This window comes from Aeromonas sp. R2-3 (assembly GCF_040908375.1).
GTDB classification, from domain to species: Bacteria; Pseudomonadota; Gammaproteobacteria; order Enterobacterales; family Aeromonadaceae; genus Aeromonas; species Aeromonas veronii.
On record NZ_JBFODP010000019.1, the window covers coordinates 195,999 to 213,865 of the forward strand.

19 protein-coding genes are annotated in these 17,867 nt (G+C 60.7%); 10 read left to right on the top strand and 9 right to left on the bottom strand.

Annotated features, from left to right (window positions below; translation table 11 throughout):
* Window positions 1-9: 9 nt before the first annotated feature.
* Together AB5Z02_RS09300 and AB5Z02_RS09305 are read right to left on the bottom strand one after the other, a co-directional pair.
* The gene (locus AB5Z02_RS09300; protein ID WP_058057310.1) at window positions 10-1,224 is read right to left on the bottom strand and encodes a methyl-accepting chemotaxis protein; all 1,215 of its coding nucleotides are present in this window, start codon (window positions 1,222-1,224) and stop codon (window positions 10-12) included.
* Between the two features lie 253 nt (window positions 1,225-1,477).
* Complete coding sequence (locus tag AB5Z02_RS09305; protein ID WP_019446274.1) at window positions 1,478-2,566, bottom strand: ketoacyl-ACP synthase III; 1,089 nt, start codon at window positions 2,564-2,566, stop codon at window positions 1,478-1,480.
* 225 nt (window positions 2,567-2,791) lie between these two features.
* Here AB5Z02_RS09305 and AB5Z02_RS09310 point away from each other — a divergent pair, with 225 nt between their 5' ends.
* From AB5Z02_RS09310 to AB5Z02_RS09320, 3 genes are all read left to right on the top strand, one after another.
* Window positions 2,792-3,733 carry a LysR family transcriptional regulator gene (locus AB5Z02_RS09310; protein WP_107682532.1) on the top strand — a complete coding sequence of 314 codons (942 nt, stop codon included), beginning with the start codon at window positions 2,792-2,794 and terminating at the stop codon, window positions 3,731-3,733.
* Window positions 3,734-3,860: 127 nt separating this feature from the next.
* A complete protein-coding gene (locus AB5Z02_RS09315) occupies window positions 3,861-4,469 on the top strand; it encodes a LysE family translocator (protein ID WP_162519741.1) in 609 nt (202 codons plus the stop codon).
* A gap of 97 nt (window positions 4,470-4,566) precedes the next feature.
* Complete coding sequence (locus AB5Z02_RS09320) at window positions 4,567-6,426, top strand: U32 family peptidase (protein WP_368215894.1); 1,860 nt, start codon at window positions 4,567-4,569, stop codon at window positions 6,424-6,426.
* Between the two features lie 67 nt (window positions 6,427-6,493).
* On the opposite strand, the gene AB5Z02_RS09325 is transcribed toward AB5Z02_RS09320, so the two are convergent.
* Window positions 6,494-6,967: a methylated-DNA--[protein]-cysteine S-methyltransferase gene (locus AB5Z02_RS09325; protein WP_219264499.1), complete on the bottom strand. Its 474-nt coding sequence runs from the start codon at window positions 6,965-6,967 to the stop codon at window positions 6,494-6,496.
* Window positions 6,964-8,502 carry an AlkA N-terminal domain-containing protein gene (locus AB5Z02_RS09330; RefSeq protein ID WP_368215895.1) on the bottom strand — a complete coding sequence of 513 codons (1,539 nt, stop codon included), beginning with the start codon at window positions 8,500-8,502 and terminating at the stop codon, window positions 6,964-6,966. The genes AB5Z02_RS09325 and AB5Z02_RS09330 overlap by 4 nt, the downstream gene beginning before the upstream one ends.
* 411 nt (window positions 8,503-8,913) lie before the next feature.
* Between AB5Z02_RS09330 and AB5Z02_RS09335 the strand changes: the two genes are divergently transcribed.
* The 6 genes from AB5Z02_RS09335 (at window position 8,914) to AB5Z02_RS09360 (ending at window position 12,779) form a co-directional block, all read left to right on the top strand.
* Window positions 8,914-9,303, top strand: a complete 390-nt coding sequence (locus AB5Z02_RS09335) for a type IV pilin protein (RefSeq protein ID WP_368215896.1) — start codon at window positions 8,914-8,916, stop codon at window positions 9,301-9,303.
* Between the two features lies 1 nt (window position 9,304).
* The gene (locus AB5Z02_RS09340; RefSeq protein WP_005349592.1) at window positions 9,305-9,724 is read left to right on the top strand and encodes a GspH/FimT family pseudopilin; all 420 of its coding nucleotides are present in this window, start codon (window positions 9,305-9,307) and stop codon (window positions 9,722-9,724) included.
* Window positions 9,721-10,113: a prepilin-type N-terminal cleavage/methylation domain-containing protein gene (locus AB5Z02_RS09345; protein WP_120414906.1), complete on the top strand. Its 393-nt coding sequence runs from the start codon at window positions 9,721-9,723 to the stop codon at window positions 10,111-10,113. Before AB5Z02_RS09340 ends, AB5Z02_RS09345 begins: the two co-directional genes overlap by 4 nt.
* On the top strand, window positions 10,107-10,667 hold the full coding sequence (locus tag AB5Z02_RS09350; RefSeq protein WP_058059416.1) for a PilW family protein: 561 nt from the start codon (window positions 10,107-10,109) through the stop codon (window positions 10,665-10,667). Before AB5Z02_RS09345 ends, AB5Z02_RS09350 begins: the two co-directional genes overlap by 7 nt.
* Window positions 10,664-12,283 carry a hypothetical protein gene (locus AB5Z02_RS09355; protein ID WP_368215897.1) on the top strand — a complete coding sequence of 540 codons (1,620 nt, stop codon included), beginning with the start codon at window positions 10,664-10,666 and terminating at the stop codon, window positions 12,281-12,283. Before AB5Z02_RS09350 ends, AB5Z02_RS09355 begins: the two co-directional genes overlap by 4 nt.
* A gap of 94 nt (window positions 12,284-12,377) precedes the next feature.
* The gene (locus AB5Z02_RS09360) at window positions 12,378-12,779 is read left to right on the top strand and encodes a VOC family protein (RefSeq protein WP_106842329.1); all 402 of its coding nucleotides are present in this window, start codon (window positions 12,378-12,380) and stop codon (window positions 12,777-12,779) included.
* A gap of 116 nt (window positions 12,780-12,895) precedes the next feature.
* On the opposite strand, the gene AB5Z02_RS09365 is transcribed toward AB5Z02_RS09360, so the two are convergent.
* The 4 genes from AB5Z02_RS09365 to AB5Z02_RS09380 form a co-directional block, all read right to left on the bottom strand.
* Window positions 12,896-14,374 carry a carboxypeptidase M32 gene (locus AB5Z02_RS09365; protein ID WP_106842330.1) on the bottom strand — a complete coding sequence of 493 codons (1,479 nt, stop codon included), beginning with the start codon at window positions 14,372-14,374 and terminating at the stop codon, window positions 12,896-12,898.
* A gap of 139 nt (window positions 14,375-14,513) precedes the next feature.
* Entirely contained in the window at window positions 14,514-15,095 is a 582-nt protein-coding gene (smrA, locus tag AB5Z02_RS09370; protein WP_005338734.1) for a DNA endonuclease SmrA, read from the bottom strand.
* A gap of 187 nt (window positions 15,096-15,282) precedes the next feature.
* Window positions 15,283-15,462 (bottom strand): DUF3149 domain-containing protein, encoded by a 180-nt coding sequence (locus AB5Z02_RS09375; RefSeq protein WP_005338733.1) that lies wholly within the window; start codon window positions 15,460-15,462, stop codon window positions 15,283-15,285.
* Between the two features lie 121 nt (window positions 15,463-15,583).
* A complete protein-coding gene (locus AB5Z02_RS09380; protein ID WP_368215898.1) occupies window positions 15,584-16,486 on the bottom strand; it encodes a TraB/GumN family protein in 903 nt (300 codons plus the stop codon).
* An 88-nt stretch (window positions 16,487-16,574) separates the two neighbouring features.
* Between AB5Z02_RS09380 and AB5Z02_RS09385 the strand changes: the two genes are divergently transcribed.
* The gene (locus AB5Z02_RS09385) at window positions 16,575-16,907 is read left to right on the top strand and encodes a DUF1904 family protein (protein WP_231719461.1); all 333 of its coding nucleotides are present in this window, start codon (window positions 16,575-16,577) and stop codon (window positions 16,905-16,907) included.
* Window positions 16,908-16,998: 91 nt separating this feature from the next.
* Here AB5Z02_RS09385 and AB5Z02_RS09390 read toward each other — a convergent pair whose 3' ends face one another.
* Window positions 16,999-17,826 (bottom strand): SDR family oxidoreductase, encoded by an 828-nt coding sequence (locus tag AB5Z02_RS09390; protein ID WP_231719460.1) that lies wholly within the window; start codon window positions 17,824-17,826, stop codon window positions 16,999-17,001.
* Between the last annotated feature and the right edge of the window lie 41 nt (window positions 17,827-17,867).

A 17,867-nucleotide genomic window follows, 5' to 3' on the forward strand; every position in this document is an offset into this window, starting at 1 on the left:
ATCTCTCTCCTAGAAAAATGTGATGTCGGCGCTGCTTGGTTGCGCGTTGACTGTACGGGTGGTGCGACCATGGTGAATATTGCGCTGTTCGTCGGTGGCGTATGAGAGCTCCATCTCTGCCAGCCAGCGATTGGCATCGATCTGGATTGGCCCTGTCGCATTGCTGCTCTGCTCCGAAGCAACCAGATGGCTGGAGAGGCTCTCCATGTTTTGTCTGACGTGGCTGAGGATCTGGCTGACTCTGTCTTGAAATTGCAGCGAGACAATGACGCTGGAGATTTCGCGATGGATATCGGTGCTCTCGTTTTGCAGCAGGGAGGCGGATTCCGCCAGGCTGTCAGTGGCATGGCGAAAACGGGCCAGTACCTGTTCAATTGTCTGCTCCGAATTGAGCGCTGAGGCGTGATCCCGTGCGGCAGCATTTTCGGCAATCTGGAAGGCGCGACCGATAGCAGTATTGATGGTGTCTACCTTGTCGGTCATCTTCTGGGCGGTTTCGCTAGAGAGGCGGGAGAGGTTGCGCACTTCATCCGCGACCACAGCAAAGCCACGGCCTGCTTCCCCAGCGCGAGCCGCTTCAATGGCGGCGTTGAGGGCCAGCAGGTTGGTCTGGGAGGCGATTTTGGCCACATCCATGGCCATGGTGTTGAGCTCTATGGTGTAGGTGGTCAGGCTTTTTATCTCACCCAGCATGGCATCCCGATTGGCTTGGGCGGAGTGCAGGATGGCCACTACCTCATTGAGCTGCTGCTGGCTCTCGCTCAAGACTCCTGCCATGCCACGGGAATTGGCATCACCCAGTTCTCCTGCTGCCAGATGAGAAGCATTGACTGCTTCCTCCAGCTTGTTGGCCAAGCCGCTGAAGCGTTGGGTCAGGTCAATCATCGCGGCTTCGGTTTGTTGACGAGAGCTTTCAATTTGCTGGGACCAGATAGGTAGAGCCTTCTCGCACACCTGTTCGAGCCCGATGATGGAGTGGGCGAGAGGATCGGTCGCGACGGTTTGTTCCTCTCCTGCACGATGTCGGAGTGTGTGCTGGTGGAAGTGACTCGATGTCCAGAGCGCGGCGGCAATACCAACCAGCACATTGAGCAGCAGGTAGAGAGGTGACAGCGCATCGGCGAGCTGCAGCAACAGGCAGCTCAGCAGAGCAAGCCCGATGCAGCAAATCCAGCAAACCGGTTCCCAAAGCGGTGTGTTCACGCCACTTTTGTGTTGTGCCATACGTAGCTTATCCCTGTGCAATTATTTGGTAAGAGGTAAAGGCGCAGGACCGAAACAGTCATGGTGCCCCTTGACGCTCTTTTCTTTATTTATAGTTGGCACAATAAGGTTAGCGGAAAAAAATTAATTGGCTGCAAATCGGAGTTGTTTGTATCAGCGATTGCCGTATCAAGCGGCTTGCGAAGTGGGGGGCGGAGCTTGGTGGGGATGAAAAGGAGAGAGGGAGCCTGAGGATTCAGGCTCCTGATGAGGATCAAGCCTCGTTGGCGTGAGCCTTCTGGCAACCTTCCACGGCGTGGGCGATGAGCTCCAGTGCGCTCTTGTCGCACGGGGGCAGTTCGGCATCGCACGCCTTGATGGGGGTGACGCGATCGCCCCACTTGATGATGGCGGCACCCCAAGTCAGGCCGGCACCGAAAGCGGCGGTCAGCAGATAGGAGTTCGGCTTGACGCGGCCCTGCTCCAGCGCTTCGCAAAGGGCGATGGGCACAGTGGCTGCGGAGGTGTTGCCGTAGTTTTCGATGTTGACCATCACCTTCTCCATCGGCGCATTCATCCGCTTGGCGAGGGTCTCGATGATGCGGATATTGGCCTGGTGCGGCACGATCAGATCGACCTGCTCCGGCGCAATACCGGCCTGCGCCAGCACAGTGCTGGTGGCTTCACCCATGCCGCGCACGGCGCGTTTGAAGATCTCCGGCCCTTCGAAGTTGAAGGTGAACAGCCCATCGATATCGGCAAAACGCACCCGATCGGTACCGAAGTTCGGTACGTGCAGGATCTCCCGCGCTTCGCTGTCACAGCCGAGCTTGTTGGCGATCAGGCCACACTCCTGCTCGTTTGCCTCGATCACCACGGCACCGGCACCATCGCCAAACAGCACGGCGGTATCGCGGCGCGCCCAGTCCAGCAGGTAGGTGAGGCGCTCAGCACCGATCACCAGCACCTTCTTCATCATGCCGGTCTGCACCAGCGAGGTGGCGACCGAGAGAGAGTAGACGAAACCGGTGCAGGCGGCGTTGAGATCAAACACGGCAGCGTTGACGGCGCCCAGTTTCTTCTGCACGGCAGAGGCGGCGCTTGGCAGAAGGTTGTCCGGGGTGGCGGTGGCCAGGATGATGCCATCGAGATCGCTCGCTTCCAGACCGGCGCAGGCCAGCGCGCGGCGACCGGCCAGGGTGGCGAGATCCGAGGTGCTGACATGGGAGATCCGGCGGGCCTTGATGCCGGTGCGCGGATAGATCCACTCGTCTGACGTATCCATGATGGTGCTGAGGTCGTCGTTGGTCAGCACGGAGGGCGGCAGGCATTTGCCCCAGCCGGTGATATTGGCGTATTTCATCTTGTTACCGCTTCTCAAAGTGGATCGCCCGCGGGCGGAAAATCGTGCAATTATGCCGTACGAGACAACCACTGTCATCTTGTGGTCATGGTTATGTGCGGGGGGCTCAGCTGTGCCATCTGGTCGCAAAGGGCTGCAACGTGCTGAACATGGCAGGAAATTTTGCTTAAAACGCGGGACTCCTCTGCCCTAAGATAGGCGTTTCCCACCGATGAGGGTATCTCCTTGCTCAGAGCCAATCTCAACTTGTTGCCGACCCTCAAGGTTCTGCTGGAGACCCGCAATATCAGCCGCGCCGCCGAGCTGCTGCACCTGAGTCAGCCCTCCATCAGCAAGCAGCTTGCCCAGTTGCGCAGCGAGTTTGACGACGAGTTGCTGGTGCGGGAGGGGCAACGCTGGCTGCTGACGCCACGGGCCGAAGCGCTGGCCGCCCAGCTGGCGGATTCTCTCGGTGCGCTGGAGCGGCTCTACGAGGCCCCCGGGTTTGACCCGAGCCGCTGCGAGCGGGTATTTCGGCTCGCCTCCTCCGATTATGTGGCCCAGCATATCCTGCCCGATATCTGCGCCGCGCTCGCCAAAGAGGCGCCGTTGGCGGCGCTGGAGTACAGCCTGTGGGACAAACGTCAGCTGCCGCAGTTGTGGCAGTCCGAGCTGGATCTGGTCTCTACCATCACCGAGCAGGTACCGGAGCAGATCCGAGGTCTGCATCAGGGGGAAGATCGGCTAGCGGTGTTGATGGGACGTCATCACCCGCTGGCGGGCAAGGCGCTGAGTCTCGATGACTATCTCGCCTGGCCTCACCTGCAGGTGAGCGGGGGAGGCGACAAGGACAGCCCGGTTGAGCAGGTATTGGCGCCGCAGGGACTGAGTCGGCGCTGGTTTGCCAGAGTCCCCTTCTTTCAGGCGGCAGTAGAGGTGTTGCTGCGCACCGATTGCCTGATGACCACCCCGGCTCATATCGCCTGGCAGCTCTCCTGTGGCCATGAGCTCACCTTTGTCGACCTGCCCTTTGCTACCCGCGACCAGCAGTATCATCTGCTGTGGCATCAGCGCCACCATCAGGATCCGGCCCATCGCTGGTTTCGCGAGCTGGCCTACCCCTTCCTGCGGGATCACCTGCAACGCACCGTCGGCGAGAGTCGCAAGCTGCTCGATCTCGGCGGTTAGTCCAGTCAGTTGTGTGGCGCTATAGCCATTAGTTATGGAATCTATTCATAACTTTCACTACTGGCATAATGGCTCAGCCCGTACCCTGAGTGCAGGTCATCATATCGAGCATATAAAGAGGAAAAGCATGGAACTGACGAGTTGGCTGGCACTGGCCGCAATCTGCGTGATGGGCGCCATCAGCCCGGGGCCGAGTCTGGCGCTAATCATCCGCAACACGGTGCAGGGCGGGCAGGGGCACGGCGTCGCCACTGCGCTCGGTCATGGCCTCGGGGTTGGTATCTATGCGCTGGTCACCGCTCTTGGCTTATCTATCCTGATCACCCAGACCCCGATCCTGTTTGATCTGATCCGCTACGGCGGCGCCGCATTTCTTGCCTGGCTCGGGGTGAAAGCTCTGCTAGCCAAACCAGCCGGTAGCGAAGCGAATGAAGAGGTACACCAGCTGCGCGGTCGGCAGGGGGCCTTTGAAGGCTTTATGGTGGCCTTCCTCAATCCCCAGCTGGCGGTGTTCTTTATCGCCCTGTTCAGCCAGTTTGTGCGGGCCGATACCGGCTGGAGCGAAGGGGGCATCATGATGCTCACCGCGGGCGGGATCGATGCCGTCTGGTACGTGCTGGTGGCGCTGTTGCTCTCGCGTGGGCCTGTGCTGGCGTGGCTTAAAGCCAAATCCTTTGTGATCGATAAGGTGAGCGGCTTGGTGCTGCTGGGACTGGCACTCAAGGTGGTTATCTAATCCTGCATTTTGCGGATACCTTAAGCGGGATCAAGGTACGCGGGTGGTGAATGGGCTAGAGTAGCGCCCATTTGCTGTCCGCCCTGATCCCGAGACCATGCACCAGAACAAGCACCCGTTAAGCCATAACAACCGGTTGGAGCTGCTGGCTCCGGCCAAGAACCTCGCCTACGGCATCGAAGCCATCAACCATGGTGCCGATGCCGTCTACATGGGCGGCCCAGCCTTTGGCGCCCGCAGCGCTGCGGGCAACACCATCGAGGATATCGAGGCGCTGGCGCGCCACGCCCATCGCTTCGGTGCCCAGGTCTTTGTCGCCTTCAACACCCTGCTGCACGATCACGAGCTGGAGCAGGCCCGGCGGCTGACCCACCAAATTTACGAAGCCGGTGCCGATGCGCTCATCGTGCAGGATATGGGACTGCTGGCGCTGGATTTGCCTCCCATCGCGCTCCATGCCAGTACCCAGACCGACAACCGCACGCCGGAGAAGGTGAAGTTTCTGCAGGATGTGGGTTTCTCTCAGGTGGTGCTGGCGCGCGAACTGTCTCTTGCGCAGATCCGCGAGATCAGTGCAGCGACCAATGTGCAGCTGGAGTTCTTTATCCACGGTGCGCTCTGTGTCTCCTACAGCGGCCAGTGCAATATCAGCCATGCCCGCACCGGCCGCAGCGCCAACCGAGGTGAGTGTGCCCAGCTCTGCCGTCTGCCCTGCTCACTGCAAAAGCCGGACGGTGAAGTGCTGGTGGCCGACAGCCACCTGCTGTCCCTCAAGGATATGGATCAGACCGACAACCTGGAGGCCTTGATCGAGGCGGGGATCCGCTCCTTCAAGATTGAAGGGCGACTCAAGGGGCTCGACTACGTCAAAAACGTTACCGCCTGGTATCGCCAGAAGCTGGACGCCATTCTGGATAGTCGCTCCGATCTGGTGGCTGCCTCTGCTGGCCGTTGCAGCTACAGCTTCACGCCTGACCCCAAAAAGAGCTTCAACCGCAGCAGCACCGATTACTTCCTCCATGGCCGCCAGCAGGGGATCGACTCCACCAAAAGCCCGAAATATGTGGGCGAGCCGCTGGGGCGGGTCACCAAGGTGACCCGTGACGGTATCGAGATTGATGGCAAACAGGTCACCCTCAACAACGGCGACGGTCTGGGCTTCTTCAAGCCGAATAACGAGCTGGTGGGGATGCGTCTCAACAAGGTCGAAGGTAAGCAGTTACTCCTGTCAGAACGCATGCCGGGGCTGAAGGTGGGGACAGAAATCTACCGCAACCACGATCAGGCGTTCAGCAAGATGCTGGAGAAGGCGAGCGCGGATCGCCGCATCCGGGTCGATATGGTGCTGGCAGAGTGCGATGAGGGCGTGATTCTCACGCTCACCGACGAGCAGGGCATCAGTGCCGCGGTGACCCTGCCTTGCGACAAACAGCCTGCCGACAACCCGGAGCGGGCGCTGCAACAGGCGCGGGATCAGCTTGGCAAACTCGGCAATACCCTGTTTGTGGCGCGCAAGATTGAGTTGGCATTCACTCACCCGCTATTTATCGCCGCATCACAGCTCAACGGTTTGCGCCGGGATGGTATCGCTGCGCTGGAGGCCGCGCGGGTGGCCAGCTACCAGCGCCCCGAGCGACGCATCGCCCTGCGGGATATCAGCTATCCCCAGCACCGTCTCTCCTACCTTGGCAACGTGCTGAACAGCGCCGCTGAGCAGTTCTTCCGCGAACACGGGGTGGAGAGGATTGCTCCCGCCTATGAGGCGAACAAGGAGGAGCGGGAAGTGGTGCTGATGATCACCAAGCACTGTATCCGCTATAGCCAGAACCTCTGCCCGAACGAGGTGCCCGGTCTCAAGGCCGAGCCGCTGGAGCTCAAGATGGGTAAGGACACCTTCCGCCTGCGTTTTGACTGCAACCGCTGCGAAATGCATGTGATGGGCAGCCTGAAACGCTGATCAATGAGCCCCTTTCTCCAGCCGGAAAGGGGCAATTTTTTATCGCAGGTGCTCTACTCAGACTCCTTTAATTGCCCCTCTCCAGCGCCAGCAGCGCTTTTTTAATCTCCAATCCCCCCGCATAGCCGGTCAGGCTGCCGTTTTGGCCGATCACCCGATGGCAGGGGACGATGATAGAGAGCGGATTGCGGCCATTCGCCGCGCCCACTGCCCGCACCGCATCGGGTTTGCCGATGGTGCGAGCGATATCGCTGTAGCTGCGGGTCTCGCCGTAGGGGATGTCGCACAGCGCTTGCCACACCGCCTGCTGAAAAGCTGTGCCACGGGCGGCAAGGGGCAGGGAGAAGCGCTGCAAGCGACCGGCAAAATAGGCGTCAAATTCGGCGAGGAAGGGGGCCAGCGCCTCGTGATCTTGCTGCCAGCCGCTCATATCGGGCAGCGCCCGCAGGCCCGCCACAAAGTCCACGTGCACCAAGCCATACTCGTTGATGGCAACCAGCAGATTGCCGCAGCGGGTCGGCAGGATATCGTAGCGGATCATGGGGTTCTCTCCTGTTGTTGGGTATCTGGCTGGTTTTCGTTGCCAGTGGCACGGAACAGCAAATCGGGCGCTTCGCTCATGGCGTGCCACAGCCAGCTGGCCGCATAGCTGCGCCACGGTTGCCATGCTGCGCTTTGCGCCAACACCTCTTTTACCGGCAGCTTGGTGCCGCCTCCGAGTGCCTTTTGCAGCACCAGATCGGAGGTGGGGAAGGCGTCGGTATCCAGCCCGCAACGCAGTCGCCAGTAAGAGACCGTCCAGGGGCCTATGCCCGGCAGCGCCAGCAACTGCTCATCACTGGCTGTCGTGAGGGTCAGCTCACCGCTGGCCAGTGCCTTCGCCACTCCCCGCAGGGTGCGAATGCGGCTGCCGGGCATGCCGATACCGTCGAGATCGAGTTCGCACAACTGGGCGGGGGTCGGTAGTTGCGCCACCCCGAATTGCGCCTCGGTACGGGCTACCAGTCGACCGAGTATGGTGATGGCTCCCTTGACCGACACCTGCTGGCCGACGATGGCGCGCAGCATCACCTCGTATTCGTCCCAGCCACCCGGCAGCCGCACGCCGGGCCAGCGCGCCTGCAAGCGGGCGAGCAGCGGATCCTGACCGAGTAGATCTCCGATCCGCTGCATGTCGGCATCGAGGTCCCACATCCTGCGCACCCGATAGAGCAGATCGGGCAGCGCTGCGAGCGGCAGATCATGGACTGTGAGTTGCAAGTTGTGCCCCTTGCCCTGCGCGATGCGCACCAGCGCGACCTGATCGCCGACCCGGTAGCGCCGCTCATACACCTCACCATCTACCCGCTCCAGCCTGGGGATCGCCCGCAGCCGGTAGAACGCCAGCATGGCCGCCACGTCATACGGAGGGCGGTAGGGCAGTTGCAGCGTCAGGGTTGCGCCGCGCGGCTGATCGCTCATGTGCTCTGGCGCATGACCCTCTTGTTGGCGCAGGGTACGTGGGGCCAGCCCGTAGGCGTTGAGCCAGGCGTCATTGAAGCGACGGATGCTGGCAAATCCGGCGGCAAACGCGATGTCGGTAATGGGCAGCCCGGTTTCGGTCAGCAGCCTTTTTGCAAGCAGCAGGCGGCGTGTTTGCTCCACCTGTTTTGGCGAGGCGCCGAGATGTTGCTCGAACTGGCGGCGCAGGGTGCGTTCGCTGATCCCTGCCTCAGCGGCGAGTTCAGCGAGCGTGCCCTCAGCCAGCTCGCCGCGATCGATGCGCGCCAGCAGACGTGCCAGTTCAACCGGCAGATCGCCACGGGCGGCGGGGGCCAGCTCGGGGCGGCAGCGCAGGCAGGGGCGCAGCCCATACTGCTCGGCGGCCGCGGCGCTTTGGAAGTAGCGCACATTGTGCTCGTGGGGTGGCCGTGCTGGGCAGACTGGCCGGCAGTAGATGCCGGTCGAGAGCACGCCGGTAAAGAAGCAGCCATCAAAGCGAGCATCGCGGGCGAGCCGTGCGGCATGGCACTGCTCACGGCTGAGGGTGTTGATCACCTCATCTTGTGACGACTCTGGGCTGGGCTTTGCATTCATGGTGTGGGCGGCTTTGCTGGAATAGATGGCAAGAGAGTAAGGGGGCTCAGGGGCTGTGACTAGCCAGAAACGGACAGGGATAGCAAAAATTGGCCAAAGGTTTTTTTGCTCTTTTATTGCACGGCCGGGTTTCACTCTTCGTCACGCTGTTATTCATGTATCGCGGCTCGACAGAAGGGGGCATAACGGACGGGTCGTAGGCACGATTGGCTTAGCTTTATTTGCTTAGCGAGATTAGTGGCGGCGAAAACTGCTTAAAAATTAATAACAGATCACATAACTATCTTTTTTACATTGAGTGTGGTGATTTTGTGTTGTTCAATCGAGTCAGTTAATTTTTGGTGATTATTAAGTCATCACATCTGCGGCCTTAGGCCGACCAATAACAACAACACTTGCCAAGGATGATAAGTGAACGACTGTAAGGCATGGCCCCATTGCTGGGGGTTTAGTCTGAGCGAGTTGTTGATCGCCATGACGGTTGTCAGCATTCTCGCGGCCATCGCGTTGCCAGCGTATCAGGGTTATCTGCAACAGGGACGTCGTTACGAAGCGCAGCAGCAATTGCTGGAGCAGGCGCTCGCCCTCGAACGTATCTATACCCAACAGGGCCGTTATCCCGATACGTTTGCTACCCCTTCCAACACGGATTTCTACCAGTTCAGCTACAGCCAGCAAGATGCTGGCGACTACCTGCTCAAAGCCATTCCAACGACGCGACAACAGGATGAGTGCGGCACTCTGACCCTCGATCAGACCGGTTATCGCGCGGCCAATCGCCATGACTGCTGGGGATCATAAGATGAATGTGCGCGGATTTACCCTTATTGAGTTGATGATCACGGTCGGCATCGCCGCCATCTTGCTATTGGTCGGGTTGCCCTCCATGAGTCAGCGCCTCGCGGCCGAACGGCTCGATCGCAGTGCGACCGAACTCGCGTCAGCCTACCGCTTTGCCCGCAGCGAAGCGGTCAAGCTGACCCTGCCGGTGGTGCTGCAGGGCACCGAGAACGGTGGCTGGGAGGTGATGGCCGACAGCCAGCGGTTGCGTCAGGCATCGGCTCCCGGTGGCGGCGTGGTGATCAAGCCGTTTGACCCCATCCAGATTGCGCCAACCGGCAGCAGCAGCCATGCCGAGATCATTCTGGCCAATCGGCTCGGTGAGCAGCGGGTGCTCTGCGTGGCCCCGAGCGGCCAGCTGCTGCAGGGGAGCTGCTCATGAGACACGCCGCACTTGCCCGCCAGCAGGGTTTCAATCTGGTGGAGATCATGGTTTCCATGGTGTTGGCGGTGATGGTGTTTCTCGGTCTCGCCAAGGGGCAGGTGGTCTCGTTGCAGCAGGCGCATTACAGCTTGCAGAGCACGCTGGCCACGATCGAGGCGAGCAACAGCGTGGAGCAGATCTGGAGCTCGCTGTGTGAAGTGCAGCGCAAGCCCGAGCGGTTCACCCAGGCCGATTTTCTTGCCCGCTTCACCCTGCACGAGGGCCACCGGCTGGTACTGCCGAACCGTTATAGCGACAACTTTGTGGTCGCTATCGAGTGGCAGGATGAGCGGGTCTCCGGCGCCAAGCGGGTGGAGCTGAACGCAGGATTTCCGCCTTTATGCTGAGCGTCCACTCCCGGCAACGAGGTGTCAGTCTTGTCGAGCTGATGATCTCTATGGTGCTCGGTCTGATGCTGATGCTGGCGATTTTTGCCGGTTACGCCCCGATCAAGAGCACGGTCGAGCAGAGCAAGGCGCTGGAGCAGGCGAACGAGGTGTTGCGCTTTGCCACTCTGACCTTTACCAACAGCATCAAGCAGGCGGATCAGCTGATAGCCGTCACCCCTGATCGCCTGACGCTGGCCTTCAAGGTAGAGGGGGGCAATCAGGTGCTCTCCTGCCTTGGCAACCAGAAAACCGCCGATTTTACCGAGCAGTACCGCTTCACACCGCCGGTGCTCAGTTGCGATGACGGAGATGGTCCGCGCCTGTTGCTGGCCCATCTTCAGGATCTTGAATTCGGCCAGCAGGGTGCGTTGGTCAATATCCGCATCTTGCCCGAAGGGCTGCCGAGCTATCTGGCACCGGGAGTAGAGGTGCAGGTGGCCCGCCGCAAGGCGGTCTGGGCGGAAGCGTTGGCCACATCCGGTGCCAACGCCACAGCAGGGGGAGCGGGATGAACAAGGGATTGCAGGGGCAGCGGGGAGCCGTACTGCTGGTTGTGCTGGTGGTGAGCCTGCTGTCGAGTCTGCTGGTGTTTACCAGCATTCAGGAGAACCAGTTGCAGGCTCGCCTGAGCGGCAATTTTCACAAGAAGATCAATGCGCAGCTCAGTGCCGAGCAGGGGATGAACGAGAGCTATCGCGCCCTGCATCAGGCGCTTGGCGCCGAACCGCGGATAGAGTGGGAGCAACTGGTGCAGAAGGTGCCTGGCAAGGGGGAAGGAGCCATGGCGGGCAGCCGCTTCCGCATCGATCAGCTGGAAGCCTCCACAGGCAGCAAGCTGGCGTTGCAGAGCCATGGTCACTATCTGGAGGGGAATGCCAGCCTCAACGCGCTGTTTGCCCTTAAGCGCGAGCCCGGCAATCTCATCTTTCAGGATTCGGTGGTGGCATGCGAAGGGCTCAGCCTCTCCGGTAGCGGTTTTATCGACAGCTACGATTCGCGCAAGGGCAAATATGGCGGCACCAACATTAAGCAGAATGCCAAGGTGGCGACTGTCAGTGACAAGGCCAATGTGGTGCTCGACGGCAATTCGCCTATTTGGGGCGATGTACGGGCGACGGGCTCCGTGACCCTGAACGGATCTTCCCCCATCTCCGGCAACGTGAATGCCGGGAGTGACGTCATTATCTCCCCCTCTTCTGACAAGATTGTCCGGGTCTCCGGCAATGTGAAAGGGGGCGGCAGTTTGACCCTGAAAGGGGGGCGCATCGGTGGTCAGGTTGCGGTCAACGGTAATGTCTCCATGGATTGGGGCACCAGCATCGACAGCGGCAAGCTCAATTATGGTGGCGCTGGTTTTTTTAAAGATCAGGAGAACCAGAAATATCTGGATCCCGAGTACCGCAACGATCCCAGGTTACCACCGGTGGCCGGGCAGGTGTGTGACCCGCTCAATGTGGCCGCGCTGCCCAAATCGTTTCCCCCTGCAACGCTGCCCATCAATGGCCCGCTGACGCTCGGGGCCACCCAGCAGATGGTGCTGACCACGGATCCTGCCACTGGCTCGGTCACCAGCAGCAACCAGCACAAGCCCGGGCTACCGCTACCCGGCAAGGGGGAGTTGTTTGGCAAGGAGCAGACCATTTATCAGCTCGACAGCCTCAATATGGGGGCCGATGCCAGTCTCACCATCAAGGGGGATGTGGTGCTGCTGATCGACAAGGATTTCACCATGACTGGCAGCAACAAGTTGACGGTGAGCGAGGGGAGCAGTCTGACCCTGATCGTCAGCGGCAAGGTCGATCTCGGGGCCGGTGCCGAGGTGACGGCAGCCAAGCAGGGGCTGACTGCTGGCGGTACGCCCGCTATCTCCATCTATTCCGCGTATAGCGGCAAGGATGGGATCAAGCTGTCGGGCAATACGCCGCTCTATGCCGCCCTCTATGCCCCGCTGACCGAGATGCAGATCAGCGGAAGTGGCGGTTTGTACGGGGCGGTGCGTGCCAAGCATCTGACCGAGAGCGGTGCGGGCGGTGTGCACTACGACGAGGCGCTGGGCATGGCAGATCTGGGGGACGATCAGGGGCCGCCGCCGACACTGGCGCTGCGGCAGTGGCACTTTGTGCAGTGAGGCTGGCGAGCGGCTAAAAAGGATCGAACGGGGCGCGCAATTGTGAGAAGGTGGAGATCTGTCCACCCAGCCGTTCACTGTTGAGGAGAGCTCCATGCCAGGCCCCGCTCGCGCCGGTGCCCTGATCTATGCCAAGGATCCGGGCCTGCTGACCCACTTTTACCGTACCTTGCTGCAGATGGTGGTCTGCAGTCAGGATGAGCAGCTGGTGGTGCTGGAAAACAGCGATATCCAGCTGCTGATCCACGCCATTCCTGAGCCTTATGCCGGGCAAGTCGTTATCAAGCGGCCGCCGGCACTGCGGGAAGAGGGGGCCATCAAGCTGTTCTTCACCGTCTCCAGCCTCGCTTGGGCAGAAGCGAAGGCGGCGGATCTCGGCGGCGGTTTGTTGTCACAGCAGTGGACGGGGCCCGGCTTTGTGGTGCGCAACGCCTTCGACCCTGAGGGCAATATCCTGCAACTGCGCGAGTTGCTGGGTTCCCCTGATCCTCTCTGAATTTTCTCTTTTTACAGCATGGTGGCGGCGTGCTGTGCCATGCACCGCCATAAAAACGGGGCCCTGTAGTGGTCAACTAAAAAGGGCCCCGTTCTGCTGTTAGCTTACTGCGCTCATTACTTCAGGTAGCGCTGTTCCAGATGCTGGCGCAGCCAGTGCGGGTTGAGCGCTTCACCGGTGGCGCGGCGCACCAGCTCGTCGGTACTGTGCCGGCTCCCCTGTGACCAGATGTTGCGTCCGAGCCAGCCGAAGATCTCCGGCAGGCGGCCCGCCGCGATCACCTCACCCATGCTGCCCAGCTCTTTCTCGAGGGCAAAGCGCAGCTGGGCGGCATACATGGCGCCCAGGGTGTAGCTCGGGAAGTAGCCAAACGAGCCGTCGGTCCAGTGAATATCCTGCATGCAGCCATTGCGGTAGTTGCCCTTGGTGGAGAGCCCCAGCCACTGCTGCATCTTGGCATCCCACAGCTCGGGGATGTCGGCCACCTCGATCTTCCCTTCCACCAGATCGCGCTCCAGCTCGTAGCGCAGGATAACGTGGGCCGGATAGGTCACCTCGTCCGCATCGACCCGGATAAAGCCCGGCTCGACCCGGCTGTAGAGCTTGGCCAGATTGTCCGGCGCAAACGCCGCCTGCTCGCCGAAGTGGTGACGAATGCGTGGTGCCAGCAGCGCGAGGAAGGCCGGATGATGCCCCAGCTGCATCTCGCAAAACAGGCTCTGACTCTCGTGGATCGCCATGGAGCGCGCTTCGGCCACCGGCTGACCCAGCAGATGGCGCGGCAGCCCCTGTTCGTAACGGGCGTGGCCGGTCTCGTGCACTATGCCCATCAGGCTGGAGACAAACTCCTGCTCGTTATAGCGTGTTGTGATCCGCACGTCGGTCGGCACGCCGCCACAGAAGGGGTGACTGCTCACATCGAGGCGACCGTGTGCGAAATCAAAGCCGAGCAGCCCCATTACCTCCTGACCGAGCGCCTGCTGGGTGGGGATGGGGAAGGGGCCTTGCGGCAGCAGCAGGGCATCGCCCTTTTGTTGTTCACTCACGGTCTGGATAAGAGCCGGCAGCCAGCTGGCGAGATCGCCGAAGATCTGATCGAGCCGTGCGCTGGTCATGCCCGGCTCATAGAGGGCCAGCATGGCGTCGTAGGGGCGCACGCCAAGCGCATCGGCTCGCAGTTGCGCCACTTCACGGGAGAGTTTCACCACCTCCTCGAGATTGGGAGCAAAACCGGCCCAGTCGTTGTTCTTGCGCTGGCTGCGCCAGGCGTGCTCGCACTTGCTGCCAGCGAGCGACAGCGCTTCGACCAGCTCACCGGGCAGCAGGCTGGCATCTTGCCACTGGCGCTTGATTTCGCCGAGGTTGGCGCGTTGTACTTCATCCAGCGGCTCACTCTCGGCCTTGGCAATCCAGTCGCCCAGCTCGGGAGCGGTACGCTTCTGGTGGATTAGCAGACCGAGTTCGGCCATCGCTTCGGCGCGGGCATCGTTGCCCCCTTCCGGCATCATGGCCGCCTGATCCCAGCCGCAGATGGCGGCGAGGTGGCTAAAGCGGTGGATCTGCTGCTGATGTTGTTCAAGCTTTTGATATGACATGGGATTGTCCTTGTTATCGTCCCTGATGGTATGCCGCCCCGTACCTGGCATGATCGGGGCCGTTCGATGCTAACACCGCCGCTGTATAGTTGACCACCTTCATGCAGGCGGGCCAAAGGCGTGGGGGGCGAAACGCGGATTAGCCGAGCCGCTTCTGGTGCCGTTCGCGGTTTTCCGCTTTTTTGCGTTCGCTTTTGCGCAGCAGCACATAGAGCGCGCCGCTGCCGCCGTGGCGACGCTCTGCGCTGTGGATCGCCATGACGGCGGGCAGTTGCGGCAACCAGGCGCTCACATAGCTTTTCAGCAGGGCGCGCGGGGTGCTGCGCTCCCCCTTGCCGTGCAGGATCAGCAGGCAGCGGATATCCCGGACTTCACAATCCGCAATGAACTGCACCAGCGTCTGGCGCGCTTCGTTGAGGGTTTTCTGGTGCAAGTCCAGGCTGGCCTGTAGCTCGTATTTGCCGAGCCGCAGCTTCTTGTAGACCCCCTCCTGCACCCCATCGCGTTTGAAGCCGACGATTTCGTGCGGATCGCGCATCTCGATGGCCTCCATGGTGAGGTGGTCGAGGGCGAGTTGTTCGGCGGTGGCAGCCTGACGGCGAGCGAGCTGCGCCTCGGTGGGGGCGGATTTGGCCGCATGGGGATGGATGTTGTCGCTGCGAATGGGCCGCACGTCGGCCACTTCATTCATAAATAGCGAGAGTTCGTCGTTATGAGACACGGCAGGCTCCCCATAAGAAAAAGTGGGGGCCATTATAACGGTCGTAACCGGCACAGAAAACGGGGAAAGGGGGAGGGGATAAGGGGCACCCGGCATGGACGCTGGTGCAGCCTGGCCCGGGAAGCACAGTCGCGAACCATAAAACAGCACAGGCGGTCAGTGTGAGCTGCCGCCTGTGGTCAGAGGATTATTTGCCCTCTTTGGGTTGTTGAGAATGGGGTTGCTGTGAATGAGGTGGTTGCGAGTGCATCACCTTGTAGATGAAGTAGGCCGCGTAAGAGCTGATGAGCAAGAAGGTGCCGATAATCACCAGCATCGACATCAATCCCACGCTGTTGCCAAACATCAGGTCCAGCCAAAAGTCCATTTTATTGCTCCTGTCACCCGGTTGATGACAGGCATGATAAATACCTCTTTGCCCCGTCCGGGATGATCCCGATCAACTCCCTTGCAGGTTGTTTAATAACCAGTGCGATCTGTGATCGTTCTCACTGGACTCCTTGCGACCGAGCCTGCACCGGACCCGGTGTGGTGAGCGGGGTAATGCGCCACCCTTGCTGCTCCAGCAACGCCAGCAACCCCTGTTCGCCGTAAAGGTGCAGGGCGCCTACCACGATAAAGCTCTCGTTGGGCAGGGTGGACCATTTTTTCAGCCAGTTATGGTTGCGCTCGGCCAGCAGGGTCTGCTCCATCCAGCTTTGTAGCGCGGGGGGAGCCATCTCCTCCTTGAGCAGATTGATCAGCGTCGCCTCATCTCCCTGCTGCCACGCTTTCATTACGGCGGCGAAACCTGTCTCCAGCATCGGCAGCTCATCCAGGGTGCTGGCGAGCATCAGGGTCTGGTTGTCACCCACGCTGGCCAGATAACCGAGCTGCTCCAGCAGGGTTTCAAAACCCACTACCGGTTTGCCCTCTTTGGCGGCCCGGACGGCAAAGTGCTGGTCTATCCCGAGTTCACTCTTGAAGTCGGAGCGGGCCATGGCGGCCTGGGTCAGGGTTATGGCGGCAAACCAGGGGCGCAGGGTGGCGAGGGTAGCCTCGTCGATGCCATAGCGGGCTCCCGCCATCAGGGTGCGTTGATAGAGCTCGGTAGGCAGATGATCCTTGAGCGGTTTGCCATCCACCAGTCGGGTGAGGGAGCCGGTCTGTTGCCACTGATCCGGCGTGATGCTGTTCATGTCCACCTCCATCACCAGTGCGCGACTCTGCAGCCAGGCACGTTCCACTGGCTCGGGCAGAGGATAGAGGGCTGGTTTGCCCGCATGGATGGAGCCCAGCAGCCAGTGTTGCTGGTTGCCCTTGCTCACCCGATAGAAGGCGGGATCGGCAAAGGCGTGCAGCGGTAGCAGCAGGCAGAGCAGGAAGGCAAAGAGGGTGCGATGAAATCTCATGGGGATCCTTAATATGCGCCGGGTGACTTCTCTTGCTGACAATAACTCCTATGATAAGTCCTCATTTCAGATAACCAAGAGGTTTGCCATGCCCCATCTTCGTTTTCGCGCCGTGGCGCTCGATACCCTGCAACAGGTGAGCGGCCCGCTGCTGGCCGAGCTTTGCGAGCTGACCGGCGGCAAGCCGGAGTTTGTCACCATGGAGCGGATTGATAGCTGCTGGATACGCAACGGTGAGCCAGAGACGGGTTTTCCGTTTGTCGAGCTGCACTGGTTCGAGCGGCCACAAGAGATGCAGGACGCCGCCGCGCGCCTTATCACGCGCCATTTGAAACGGGTGCTGGGAGAGCAGATCTATGTGGTGGTGCAGGTGATCCCCTTGGTCAAGAGCGCCTACTACAGCAATGGCGAGCACTATTGAAGAGAGGGACAAACCAGGTTGGCGGGACGGGTGACGCCGCTACCCGGCTAACGCCACTTGGGCGGCAGGATGCTTGTCGCCAATCACGGGATCAGGCCGATTTGGCCAGCAGTTTATCGAGCCAGCGAGTGGGCAATACCCGTCGCAGGAATGCAAAAAGCCGGGTCGGAGTGGTCACCGGATAGCGTGCCTTGGGATGGGTGTGGGTCAGCGCATGGAGCAGCGGCGGGATGCAGGCTTCGCTCGGGAGAGTAAAGCCGCTGGTGGCCCCCTCTTTTTCCAGCCGCGTCAGGGTCTGGCGGTAGGCCGACTGATGACGGCTCTGAGCCGGATCGATGTGGCGCAAGAAGGCGCTGCGGGCATTGGCACGAAAACGGGTATCGATGGGGCCCGGTTCAATCAGGCTGATATGTACCCCGCTACCCGCCAGTTCGAGGCGCAGAGTGTCGCTATAACCTTCCAGCGCAAATTTGCTGGCGTTGTAGGCGCCGCGATACTTCATGGCAACCAGTCCCAGTACCGAGCTGTTCTGCACTATCCGCCCCTCCTTGGCCTCCAGCATCGGCGGCAGCACCTGACGGATCAGATGGTGCCAGCCAAACAGGTTGGTATTGAATTGTTCCCTGAGCGCCTCGGTGGGCAGATCTTCCAGCGCCCCGGGTTGGCCATAAGCGCCGTTGTTGAACAGGCCATAGAGGCGCCCGCCTGCCAGATGGAGCGCAGCACTGGCACCCAGCTCGATGGAGGCAGAATCCGCCAGATCCAGCTGTACCGCTAGCAATCCCTGTTGCTGCAGACGGGCCACATCTTCCGCCTTGCGCGCCGAGGCGATCACGGTAAAACCGTGCTGCCCGAGCGCCTGTGCGGCGGCGAGGCCAATACCGCTGGAACAACCGGTGATCAGAACAAAACGGGGCATGATGGCGTCCTTGTGACTGCTGACAAAAGCGTGCGGGCTGG

Coding starts and splice junctions, on each gene's coding strand:
- AB5Z02_RS09330 (WP_368215895.1), bottom strand. CDS start 8,502: ATGAATGCAAAGCCCAGCCCAGAGTCGTCACAAGATGAGGTGATCAAC.
- AB5Z02_RS09345 (WP_120414906.1), top strand. CDS start 9,721: ATGAGACACGCCGCACTTGCCCGCCAGCAGGGTTTCAATCTGGTGGAG.
- AB5Z02_RS09315 (WP_162519741.1), top strand. CDS start 3,861: ATGGAACTGACGAGTTGGCTGGCACTGGCCGCAATCTGCGTGATGGGC.
- AB5Z02_RS09380 (WP_368215898.1), bottom strand. CDS start 16,486: ATGAGATTTCATCGCACCCTCTTTGCCTTCCTGCTCTGCCTGCTGCTA.
- AB5Z02_RS09375 (WP_005338733.1), bottom strand. CDS start 15,462: ATGGACTTTTGGCTGGACCTGATGTTTGGCAACAGCGTGGGATTGATG.
- AB5Z02_RS09300 (WP_058057310.1), bottom strand. CDS start 1,224: ATGGCACAACACAAAAGTGGCGTGAACACACCGCTTTGGGAACCGGTT.
- AB5Z02_RS09385 (WP_231719461.1), top strand. CDS start 16,575: ATGCCCCATCTTCGTTTTCGCGCCGTGGCGCTCGATACCCTGCAACAG.
- AB5Z02_RS09365 (WP_106842330.1), bottom strand. CDS start 14,374: ATGTCATATCAAAAGCTTGAACAACATCAGCAGCAGATCCACCGCTTT.
- AB5Z02_RS09325 (WP_219264499.1), bottom strand. CDS start 6,967: ATGATCCGCTACGATATCCTGCCGACCCGCTGCGGCAATCTGCTGGTT.
- AB5Z02_RS09350 (WP_058059416.1), top strand. CDS start 10,107: ATGCTGAGCGTCCACTCCCGGCAACGAGGTGTCAGTCTTGTCGAGCTG.
- AB5Z02_RS09320 (WP_368215894.1), top strand. CDS start 4,567: ATGCACCAGAACAAGCACCCGTTAAGCCATAACAACCGGTTGGAGCTG.
- AB5Z02_RS09355 (WP_368215897.1), top strand. CDS start 10,664: ATGAACAAGGGATTGCAGGGGCAGCGGGGAGCCGTACTGCTGGTTGTG.
- AB5Z02_RS09305 (WP_019446274.1), bottom strand. CDS start 2,566: ATGAAATACGCCAATATCACCGGCTGGGGCAAATGCCTGCCGCCCTCC.
- AB5Z02_RS09390 (WP_231719460.1), bottom strand. CDS start 17,826: ATGCCCCGTTTTGTTCTGATCACCGGTTGTTCCAGCGGTATTGGCCTC.
- AB5Z02_RS09360 (WP_106842329.1), top strand. CDS start 12,378: ATGCCAGGCCCCGCTCGCGCCGGTGCCCTGATCTATGCCAAGGATCCG.
- AB5Z02_RS09340 (WP_005349592.1), top strand. CDS start 9,305: ATGAATGTGCGCGGATTTACCCTTATTGAGTTGATGATCACGGTCGGC.